General features: G+C 59.3%; 6 protein-coding genes. All 6 read left to right on the top strand.

The window, feature by feature from the left end:
• Positions 1-71 precede the first annotated feature (71 nt).
• The 6 genes from OXU43_05590 (at position 72) to OXU43_05565 (ending at position 11,120) form a co-directional block, all read left to right on the top strand.
• Positions 72-1,604: a tetratricopeptide repeat protein gene (locus tag OXU43_05590; protein MDD9824625.1), complete on the top strand. Its 1,533-nt coding sequence runs from the start codon at positions 72-74 to the stop codon at positions 1,602-1,604.
• Between the two features lie 40 nt (positions 1,605-1,644).
• Complete coding sequence (locus OXU43_05585) at positions 1,645-4,617, top strand: DUF1156 domain-containing protein (protein ID MDD9824624.1); 2,973 nt, start codon at positions 1,645-1,647, stop codon at positions 4,615-4,617.
• A gap of 3 nt (positions 4,618-4,620) precedes the next feature.
• Positions 4,621-6,279 (top strand): AAA family ATPase, encoded by a 1,659-nt coding sequence (locus tag OXU43_05580; GenBank protein ID MDD9824623.1) that lies wholly within the window; start codon positions 4,621-4,623, stop codon positions 6,277-6,279.
• A gap of 174 nt (positions 6,280-6,453) precedes the next feature.
• Positions 6,454-7,803, top strand: a complete 1,350-nt coding sequence (locus OXU43_05575) for an AAA family ATPase (GenBank protein MDD9824622.1) — start codon at positions 6,454-6,456, stop codon at positions 7,801-7,803.
• On the top strand, positions 7,804-8,268 hold the full coding sequence (locus OXU43_05570; GenBank protein ID MDD9824621.1) for a PIN domain-containing protein: 465 nt from the start codon (positions 7,804-7,806) through the stop codon (positions 8,266-8,268).
• 65 nt (positions 8,269-8,333) lie between these two features.
• Entirely contained in the window at positions 8,334-11,120 is a 2,787-nt protein-coding gene (locus tag OXU43_05565) for a DUF499 domain-containing protein (protein MDD9824620.1), read from the top strand.
• The last annotated feature ends 146 nt before the right edge of the window (positions 11,121-11,266 follow it).

Below are 11,266 nucleotides of genomic sequence, written 5' to 3'. Positions count from 1 at the left end.
GCGCGACATCGGGCTTGCGCCCTCGTCTTGCCGACTCCCCCTCAAGGGGGGAGTAAAGGAGGGATTTGGGCATGTTTGACGGATTAGGTACTGCTTTAGTGAGCAAGGCAATTGCTGGATTTTTTGCTCGGTTATTTCGGCGAGGCAGTGGAGATAGCCCGAATACTCCTGCAACTGCGAATCCAGGTGTCACCTTTGATGTGAATGATCTCGCCGATAAATATGCCGAAGCGACGCGAATGTTGGGTAAAGCAGAATCTGAAATAGATCATCTTCAATCCGAAAACGCTGCCCTCCACGAACAGAATAAACAGGCCCGGAAAGCATTAACAGAAGCCATAGCAAACCTGCAACAACGCTCCCGCACGGCTGATAATCTCGATCAATTCGAACAGGCTCTGACAGAATTAAAGGCAGGCCACGCCGAGGCCGCGGAAGCACTGTTCCGGAATATCCTTGAAGAAAGCCGGAAGAAAGGACGCCTTGCTCTACGCGAGGCCGCCCGTGCTGCTTGCCATATCGGCGCCATCGCTTTCTACCATGATACCCAAAAGGCACTGCATGCATATAAGGAGGCAATCGAACTCGACCCCGACAACGCGGATGCCTGGAACTGGTTAGGCCATTTGTATCGTCGGATTGGCAACTTGGAGAAAGCGGAATTCGCTTATCGAAAGGTGCTCGCTCTTGGCGACAGAAATAATAGCAATGAATATCGGGCTATCGCCTGGGGTAATCTTGGGAACGTATTCTCCATCCAGGGCGATCTGGACCGCACGGAGGAAATGTATCGAAAAGCATTGGAGATCAATGAAAAACTGGAGTGCAAGGAGGGCATGGCAAACGCCTACGGAAATCTTGGGCTCGTGTTCTCCACCCGGGGCGATCTGGACCGCGCAGAGAAGATGCATCGAAAAGCATTGGAGATCAATGAAAAACTGGGACGCAAGGAGGGCATGGCAAACGCCTACGGAAATCTCGGGATTGTGTTTTTCAAGCGAGACGATATGGACCGCGCAGAGAAGATGTATCAAAAAGTATTGGAAATTGAAGAAGAGTTGGGGCACAAGGAGAGTATGGCAAACGCCTACGGAAATCTCGGGAACGTGTTCTCTACCCGAAGCGACTTGGACGGCGCAGAAAGGATGCATAGAAAAGCATTGGAAATCCATGAAAAGCTGGGGCTCAAGGAGGGCATAGCAAACAACTACGCCAATCTCGGGAACGTGTGCTTCATCCGGGGGGAACTGGATGGCGCAGAAAGAATGTATCGAAAAGCATTGGCGATCCATGAAGAGCTGGGGTGCAAGGAGGACATGGCAAGCGTCTGCGGAAATCTCGGGAGCGTGTTCTCCACCCGGGGGGTTCTGGACGGCGCAGAAAGAATGTATCGAAAAGCATTGGCGATCAATAAACAGCTGGGGTACAAGGAGGGTATGGCAGCCGACTATAGAAATCTCGGGAGCGTTTCTAGAAAACGAGGCGACTTGGCGGAAACTTGCAGACTGTGGGGCTTGGCGCGCGATCTCTATGCGGAGATTGGCGTACGCCCAAGAGTGGAGCAGGTAGAGCAGCTGATGCGGGAGGCGGGATGCAAATCGTGAGGGAGGCGTGATCCCCCGACATTGCCGACGACTCGCTGAGGTGGACTTTCCGATTGCGGAAGTTTCGCGCCATGCGGTGCGGGAGAAGTCCATTCGGCATGGGCATCCCAGCACCCTGCATCTGTGGTGGGCGCGGCGGCCCCTGGCTTCGTCGCGGGCACTGTTGCTGGCACTGCTGTTGCCGGACCCCTGCGATGACGGTTGCCCGCCGGCGTTTCGCAAGGCGGCGCGGGAGGCACTGCTGGGGATGTCGGGGCGGCCCCGAGGGTGGGGGCAAACGCTGCGGACGGATGTGGGGCTACGAAAGGCTCTGCTGCGCTTCATTGCGGATTTCGCCAACTGGGACAACGCCGCCTCTACAGCCTATCTGAAGACGGCCCGCGCATTGGTCAAAGCCGCGCATCCCGGCGAAGATGCGCCGCTGGTGGTGGACCCCTTCGCCGGCGGCGGCAGCATTCCGCTGGAGGCGCTGCGGCTGGGCTGCGACGCCTTTGCCAGCGACCTCAACCCGGTGGCGTGTCTGATTCTGAAGGTGATGCTGGAGGACATCCCGCGCCATGGGCCGGAACTGGCCGAGGAACTGCGCCGTGCGGGCAACGAGATCAAGGCGCGGGCCGAGGCGGAGTTGGCCGATCTCTACCCGGCCGATGCCGACGGCGCAAAACCCATCGCCTATCTATGGGCGCGCACGGTGCGCTGCGAGTCGCCCAAATGCGGGGCGGAGATTCCGCTGCTGCGCTCGCTGTGGCTATGCAAGAAACCCAAGCGTAAATGGGCGCTGTACGCGCAAGCTGTGCATCCCCGGGGTGCGCCGCCGCGGGTGGAGTTCAAGATCTTTGCGCCGAAAGGAAACAAGGAAGTGGCCGGCGGCACGGTGGTGCGCGGTAACGCCACTTGCCTTTGTTGCAACACGGTGCTGCCAGTAGAACGGGTGCGGGCGCAACTCAGCGCCCAGCGCGGCGGCGCGGATGTGGTGTTTGACGAAAACGGCGAGCGTAGCGGCGGCGCGCGCATGACGGCAGTGGTGACGCTCAAGCCCGGTGAGCAGGGGCGCCACTACCGCCTGCCGACACAGGCTGACTATGCGGCGGTGCGCGAATCGCAGCTGCGGTTGCAGGCGATGTTGGACGAATGGGAAAGCGGAGGCAGGCAGGGGCTTTGTCCGGTACCGGATGAACCCTCTCCTGCTGGCGGCGGTTCAGGCGCGGGCCGTGCGTTCAGCCTTCACCGTTACGGCATGAAAGAATGGGGCGATCTTTTTACGATGCGGCAGAAGGTAGCATTGGTGGAATTGGGATGGTTGATTGTTGACATCACCAACTCTGATTCGGCAACGAGCACCTTGTTAGGTATCACAATCAACAAGACAGCCGACTTGGGCAATGCGATGGCACCGTGGAAACCAGATGCAGAATGCCCGGTACACTTACTGGCTCGGCAGGCAATAGGAATGGCTTGGGACTTCTGTGAATCTGTGCCTCCATGTGATTCAAGCGGGTCATTCCTGAGCGCCTATAAACGAAGTGCCGATGCACTTAAATCTGTCGGTGATATTGGTCAAGAACCCGGCCAAATTCAGCCTGCCGACGCCACCAACCATCCCCTGCCCAACGAAACCGCCAGTGTCTGGTTCACCGACCCGCCCTACTACGACGCCATTCCCTACGCCGACTTGTCCGACTTCTTTCTGGTCTGGCTCAAACGCGCTCTGCCGGATCACCCGCTTTTGCGCGACCATTTTGACCCGGCAAACCCTCTCTCGCCCAAAGAGCGCGAGGCGGTACAGGATGAAACCAAGCGTTGTGACGGCCGAGTCAAGGATCGCAAATTCTTTGAAGACTCCATGGCCAGCGCCTTCACCGAAGGCCGCCGCGTGCTCCGATCCGACGGCATCGGCACAGTGGTATTCGCCCATAAAACCACCGAGGGTTGGGAGGCGCTGCTGTCGGGTCTAATCAACGGCGGCTGGACCATCACCGGCTCCTGGCCCATCGCCACCGAAATGGGCTCGCGCCTGCGCGCCCGCGACTCCGCTGCCCTCGCCACCAGCGTACACCTCATCTGCCGCCCGCGCGATGACGCCGCCGGCATCGGCGACTGGGCCGATGTGCTGCACGAGCTGCCGGGGCGCGTCGGCGACTGGATCGAGCGCCTGCAAAGCGAAGGCGTACACGGCGCCGACCTGATCTTCGCCTGCATCGGCCCGGCGCTGGAGATCTTCAGCCGCTACCGCAGGGTGGAGACCGCCGCGGGCCGGGAGATCGAACTGCGGGAATACCTGGAACGGGTATGGGGGACAGTCGGCCGCACCGCGCTCGGCAACATCCTCGGCACCGCCGAAGCGCAAGCCCGCAACGGCGCCGCCGGCGCGCTGGAGGAAGATGCGCGGCTGACGGCGCTGTTTCTGTGGACGCTGCAAGCCACCACCAGCGGCAACGGCGCGCAGCAAAGCGGCGCGGAGGGCGAAGCTGAGGATGAGGGCGACGCCGGCGGCGGCAAAGGCAAAGGGCTGAGTTGTCCCTATGACCTGGCGCGGCGCTTCGCGCAGCCGATGGGCATCGAACTGGATAACTGGGAAGGCCGCATCGTCGAAACCAAAAAGGGCGTGGTGCGGCTGCTGCCGGTGCGCGAGCGGGCGAAACAACTATTCGGCGAAGACGACGGGGCGGAGGCGGCGGAGTGGGTGGTAAGCGAACCGACGGCGAATATTCAGACGGTGTTATTCCCCGAGTTGGAATCTGCCATCAGGCCGCGCAAGCGGCGCGGCGGCAAGCGCCCGTTGATGGACGAAGCGGAGCTGCAATCCGCGGCGGCCACTACCTTGGACCGCGTCCATGCCGCCATGCTGTTCCAGGTCGGCGGCCGCGCCCACGCCCTGCGCGCCCTCATCCGGGGCGAAAGGGAACGCGGCCCCGGCTTCCTGCGCCTTGCCAACGCGCTGGCGGCGCTATACCCTGCCGGCAACGAGGAGAAGCGCCTGCTGGAGGCCATTCTGCTGGCAGCGCCAAAGTAAAAGATGATCGAGCGAGTCACCATCCGCAATTTCAAACGCTTCTCCAGCCAGACTTTCGATCTTGCGGGCGCCGTTGTGCTGGCCGGCCCGAATAACGCCGGCAAATCTACGTTGCTGCAAGCAATCGTGACTTGGAAATCGGGACTGGAGCGATGGCTGGCGCAGCGAAGAAGGAAAGACCGGCGCTCCGGCGCCTCGATTACCCGCACCGATTTTACCGCCGTGCCGTTGCGGGAGATGAATCTCCTTTGGGAAGACCGAAGGATAATGACAGGCGGCAAGCAATCCAGGCGGCGCTTGATTGAAATCGTCCTGGAAGGGCGGTCCAGGGGCCAAAAATGGGAATGCGGTCTCGAGTTCGATTATGCCAACTCCGAGCTGATTTACGTGCGGCCGCTGAAGGCAAAAAATCTGACAAACGACGTCATTCAGAAATTCCCCCCGCCAGGCGCCAGGGATCTCGAGATTGTTCATGTTCCTCCTCTCTCGGGGATCGCGCGGGACGAGCAACGGCACGACCGCGGCATGCAGGATTTGCTGGTCGGCCAGGGGCGGCCAGGGGAGATCCTGCGCAATCTGCTATGGGAAATCGCCGAAAAAGAATCGAAGGAAGACTGGCTGCAAGTCGCGGGGCACATCCGCGATCTGTTTGGCATCGAACTGAAAGAACCGTCCTATTCGCCGGCCCGGCCATTCATCGTATGCGAATACAAGGATCCCGGCACCGCTCGTCCGCTTGACCTTTCCAATGTTGGGAGCGGCACCCTGCAGGTGCTTCTGTTGCTGGCATTCCTGCACTCCCGCCCGGCCACGGTTATCCTGCTCGACGAGCCGGACGCGCACCAACATGTCATCTTGCAGAAACAGGCATATGAGTTAATCCGCAAGGTGGCGCGGGAACGCCAAAGTCAGGTTATCGTCGCCACGCACTCCGAGGTGATCCTGGATGCGACCGAGCCGGCCAAGGTATGCGAATTTTTTTCCGATGCGCCCCGCCCGCTTACCAGCCGGACCGAGCGCGACCGCCTTCGCGAGGCGCTCAAGCGTGTCACGACTACGGATTTGCTCCATGGCCGGGGGATCGGCGCCGTCCTTTACGTAGAGGGAGAAACGGACGAGAAGATACTGGGCGAATGGGCCAGGATTCTTAATCATCCCAGCCAGCGCTTTTTCAAGCGCCCTTTCGTACACTGGCTCGGCGGCAGAAGCATACGCGAAGCCGGGGCGCATTTTTTTGCCATGCAGGCGGCTTTCCCGCAGATGCGCGGCCTCTGTCTCCTCGATGGAGACAACCGCGATCAACTGGACGAAGAAACCAAAAAATCCGGGCTTGTAGTATTGCGCTGGCAACGATACGAAATTGAGAATTATCTTTTACAACTTGAGGCAATGAAGCGCTTCCTGGATTTTCCGTTGTTGGACCGGGAAGTTGAGGAGGCATTCCATCGGCACGTGCCCAAGGGAACCGAGCTCTTCGGCAATCATGTCTCACTCGAGCGCATCAAAGGCAGCAATGAGTTTCTCGTGCCATTGTTCGAGAAGATAGGGTTCCCCACTCCCAAGAAAGACCTTTACCTGCTTGCCGCAAAGATGGAGCCGCAAGAAATTCATCCCGAGGCGGTGGCGAAACTGGATCGGATCGGGAAAGTTCTATGCCCGTAGGCCCGGGGAACTTACGCTGCTGCCGGCGGGCGCGATTCCGTGCGCGGATGACGGAGGAAGGCGGCCCCGGCTTCCTGCGCCTTGCCAATGCGCTGGCGGCGCTATACCCTGCCAGCAACGAGGAGAAGCGCCTGCTGGAGGCCATTCTGCTGGCAGCGCCAAAATGAACCGGAAATGAACAAGATCATCCTGGAAAATTTTCGCTGCTTCCGCGAAAAGCAGGACGTGCGGCTGGCGCCGCTTACGCTGCTGGTGGGGGACAACAGCACGGGGAAGACGTCGTTTCTGGCGTTGATTCGGGCGTTGTGTGATGTGGCGTTTCGAGAGATTGTTCCTGATTTCAAGGAAGAACCCTACGATCTCGGCAGCTTTGACGAGATTGCCCACCACCGAGGCGCAAAAGGCAGCCGGGCGGACAGCTTCGAAGCGGGTTTTGAGCTTGCATCGAAAAATGGCGCCTTCGATTTTGTGGTGACTTTCCAGCAGGGAAAAACTGCGCCGGTGGTTGTGAAAAGGCACCTGTCTCATGAGGCAATGTGGGTTGAAGAAGATAATTCTAAAAAGGATAAGTCGATATTGCGATTTTCCGTATCCAGTGAGCAGCCGAAAGAATTGAAATTCACCGGGCCTCGGCATCGAGTTACAGTTGATGATCTGGAAGAGCAAGATAGACTTGCCCCTTTGGGGTGGCAATTCAGGCGCCTCATATGGGCATTTGAGGAGAACCCTTCTAAATCGAAATCCCTTTCCAAAGAGATTACCCAGGAAGAAGCAGAAAAAATTCGTGACATCCTGAAAAATTTTGAGCGATTTGATTCTGTCTATTCGCGCCACCGCCCCTATGCCAGCGCGCCCGTTCGTTCCAAGCCGCGTCGAACCTACGACCCAATGCGTATAACTCCAGATCCGGAAGGCGATCACATTCCCATGTATCTGGCTCATCTGCGCTTTCGGAGTGAAGGTGAATGGAGGCGCCTGAAGGACGCGCTCGAAAAATTTGGCAAGGATACGGGACTCTTTGACGAAATTTCGATTAGACCGCTGGGAAAGAAAGAAACCGAGCCTTTTCAGTTGCAAATCAGGAAATCCGGAGGCAAATTGAAAGGTCCATACCGCAATTTGATTGATGTCGGTTACGGCGTTAATCAGGTGCTTCCCATCATAACCGAATTGCTACGCCTAAACGTGCCCAGGATGTTTCTTATGCAACAACCCGAAGTGCACCTGCATCCCAGCGCCCAGGCTGCTCTCGGCAGTTTATTCTGCAAACTCGTCGGGGCAAGACGCCACCGCTTTGTAGTGGAAACCCACAGCGATTACCTGCTCGACCGGGTGCGTATGGATGTTCGTGACAACGAGTCAAAATTGAAACCGGAGGATGTCTCCATTCTGTTCTTCGAGCGTGGCGATTTGGATGTCAAAATTCATTCCCTCCAACTGGATAAAGAGGGACAAGTAATTGACGCCCCCGCCAGCTATCGAAAATTCTTCATGGACGAGGTGAACAGGAGGTTAAAACTCTGAGTGTGCGCGATACTCGATAACAGCGTCAGGGACATGATTTTTGTATCCAAGCCGACAACGGCAGCCAGCAAATTCCGTGAGTGGATCGAGTCGAGAAAGCTCAGCCTGGTCGTTGGTGGTCTGCTAAAGGAAGAACTTACTGAGAAAGAATCCGTCAAGAATTGGCTGAGCGAAGGTGAACGTGTTGGCTTTGTCAAATTTGTTCCTGATGAGAAAGTTGATGCCTTGACTGCAAAGATTCGTAAATCAAATGTATGCAAGTCGAATGACGCGCATGTGATTGCCCTGGCTCAAGCCAGTGGCGCGCGCTTGCTGTATGCAAACGATGGAAAATTGGAGAAAGATTTTGTCAAAAAACAACTCGTTGACAACCCCCGAGGGGTGCTTTATCCGAAAGGCAATATCAGAGGCAGTCATCAGAAGTGGTTGCATGAACACAGGGATATATGCAAAAAGCGGCCGTAGCCGCCCCCGACGCAAAAAATCCCCTATAATCGCCCCATCCTCCACCTCCAAGCGCTAACCCGCCCATGCCCCTGACCCCCTGGTATAAAGTCGTAACCCTCCGCGCCGAAGTGCGCGAGGGGCGTTCTTTCAACCCCGACGAGTTCGCCATTGATCTGGCGCAGGTGGTGGCGGGAACGGCGCCGAAGGATTACCGTGACCCGGTGCAGTTCTTTGCGCGCACCTGCTTTACGCGGGCATTGCGCAAGCATAGCGGCATGGTGTTGCGGCGGCTGGCGGGCCAAACAGCCAACACCGCGCCGGTGATGACGCTGGTGACGCAATTCGGCGGCGGCAAGACGCATACGCTGAACGCGCTCTACCACCTGGCCACCAGCGGCGACAAGGTGAGCGGCAATGACGGGGTGCGGGAACTGCTGCTGATTGATGCCGGGCTGGCGCAGGCGCCGGCGGCGAAGGTAGCGGTGTTCGTGGGGACGGCCTGGGACCCGCAGGAAAAAAACGAAACGCCCTGGATAGACCTGGCCCGGCAACTGGCCGGCGATGCCGGAGTGCGGGCGCTTGGCGCCGATGCCCGGCAGACGCCGCCTGGAACCGCGGCGCTGGAGCGCGTTTTTGCCGAGGCCGGCGGGCCGGTGCTGGTGCTCTTTGACGAAGTGCTGAACTTTATGAATCGCCACTCCGAACTGGCCGACCGGTTTCATGCCTTTATCCAGAACCTGACGATGGCGATGACCGCAACCACCCATGGCGCCGCCGTCATCAGCCTGCCGCGCAGCGCGGTGGAGATGACCGAGGGCGATATGCAGTGGCAGGAAAAAATCACCAAGGTGGTGCAGCGGGTGGCCAAGGACTTGATCGCCAATGACGAGGGGGAAATCGGCGAGGTGGTGCGCCGGCGGTTGTTCGATTCCATCGGCGACGAGCGGACGCGAAATAGAATCTCCAAAACTTACGCCGACTGGTGCTTCAAGCACCGTAGCGAGTTGCCGTCGGAGTGGACGGCGATGGACAGCGCGAACAAGGAAAAGAAAGCGCGGGACTTTCTGCGCGAGCGGTTTGCGGCGTGCTACCCCTTTCATCCAGCCGCCCTCGCCGTATTTCAGCGCAAGTGGCAGGCCCTGGCCCAATACCAGCGCACACGGGGTACGCTGGCGATGCTGGCGCAGTGGATTTCATGGGCTTACCAGGATGGCTTCAACAAGGCACGCAACGAGCCGTTGATTACGCTGGGCTCGGCGCCGCTGAGCGTTCCCGAATTTCTCGGCGTGGTGCTGGGCCAGTTGGGCGAGAGCCGGTTGAGCGCCGCCATTGACACGGACATCGCCGGCGACCGGGCCCACGCCCGCGTACTGGACGCCGACACGCAGGGCGCGTTGCGCGACATCCACCGCCGGGTGGGGACAACGATCTTTTTCGAGTCTTCCGGCGGCCAGGCGGAAAGAGTCGCCCACCTGCCGGAGTTGCGCTTTGCCCTTGGCGAACCGGAAGTTGACACGGCCTCGGTGGACAATGCCGCGCTGCTGCTGGAAGACAAATCCTACTTTATCCGCAAGATCGGCACCGACGGTTTCAGAATCGGTTACCAGCCGACCTTGAAAAAAGTGGTCAACGACCGCCTCGCCTCTTTGGATGAGGAAACCGAGATTAAACCCGCCATGGAGACTGTGGTGAAAAAAGCATTCGACAGCGGCCGCGGGGATGTTCCTCTGGCTGCGTTTCCCAAAGACAGCGCGGCGATCGGGGACAATCCAAGACTGACGCTGGTCGTGGTCTCGCCTGAAACGGAATGGGATGAGGGCGTACGCCTGCGGGAGCGGTTGCGGGATTGGACGATTCGGCGCGGCCAGTCACCGCGCCTTTATCCGGGCGCGTTGGTTTGGTGCCTGAAAAAACCGGGCCGCGAACTGCGCCGGAAAGTGGAGCAGTCGCTCGCCTGGAGGCGCGTGAAGCAAGAGTTCAAGGATAGAACCCTGGGCCCCGAAGATCGCAATGAGTTGCGGTCTAAACCCCCGGAAGCCGAAGACGCGGCCACGGAAGAGGTGTGGGCGAGTTACCGCTACGCCGTCCTGTATCAGAAACAGGAGCCGGGCGAACTCAAGATCATTGACCTGGGCGTCGGCCACAGCAGTTCCAATGAGACGCTACGCGGGCGCGTCGTTACGGCATTGCGGTCGCAGGGCCTGCTGGAGGAGTCCGTGGGAGCGGGTTATCTGGGACGCAACTGGCCGGACGCTTTCCGCGAGTCCGGCGCCGGGCCGCTGGACGGCCTGCGCAAAAGTTTTGTGGACGGATCGCTGATCCGCCTGAAAGATCCGGATCGGATCCTGCGCGGGAAAATTCCCGAACTGGTCGCGCGCGGGGAATTCGGCCTGGGCTCAGGCGCAAAGGACGGCGGCGGTTACGAGCGGCTGTGGTATGCGGAGAATCTCGATCCAGCCGAAGTCGCTTTCGATGCCGATGCCTTTCTGCTGACCAAGGAGAAAGCATCGGCGTTGCGGGAAAGGCCCGGGGAGGATAAAGCGCCGCCGGCGACCCCATATCCTTCCGGCGATTCCGGCGAGGGATTGTTGTCTCCGGTCGGAACGGGGGACAGTGAGAGAGCTGCCGATGCCGCCGCAGGCGGCACGAAAACAATTCGTCTGCGCGGCGAAGTGCCCCCCGAAATCTGGAACAGATTGGGCACCAGAATAATCCCCAAATTGCGAAAGGGCGACGAACTGACCCTTAGCATTGACCTCCGCAACCGCGTCAATGCCGCCACCGCCGGAAATTTAACGAAAGAATTGCGGCAAATACTGGACGAACTCGGATTGGCAGATCGGGTGCGCGTGGAAGAACCGGATTCGTAACTCTGCCGGCCCCGGACTATGAGGGCGCTTGCTTTGCCCGGGCGCCGGGTGTCCCGGCCGCCGCCGCGCAACGCCCATAGGCGCCCAGCCGATGCCTGAGCTGCCGGAGGTGGAGACGACGCGGCGGGGGATCGCGCCCTACCTCC

The sequence above is a fragment of the Gammaproteobacteria bacterium genome (assembly GCA_028817255.1).
Taxonomy (GTDB): domain Bacteria; phylum Pseudomonadota; class Gammaproteobacteria; order Porifericomitales; family Porifericomitaceae; genus Porifericomes; species Porifericomes azotivorans.
Note: the sequence above shows the minus strand (reverse complement) of the source record. Positions and strands in the feature narration are given on the sequence as shown.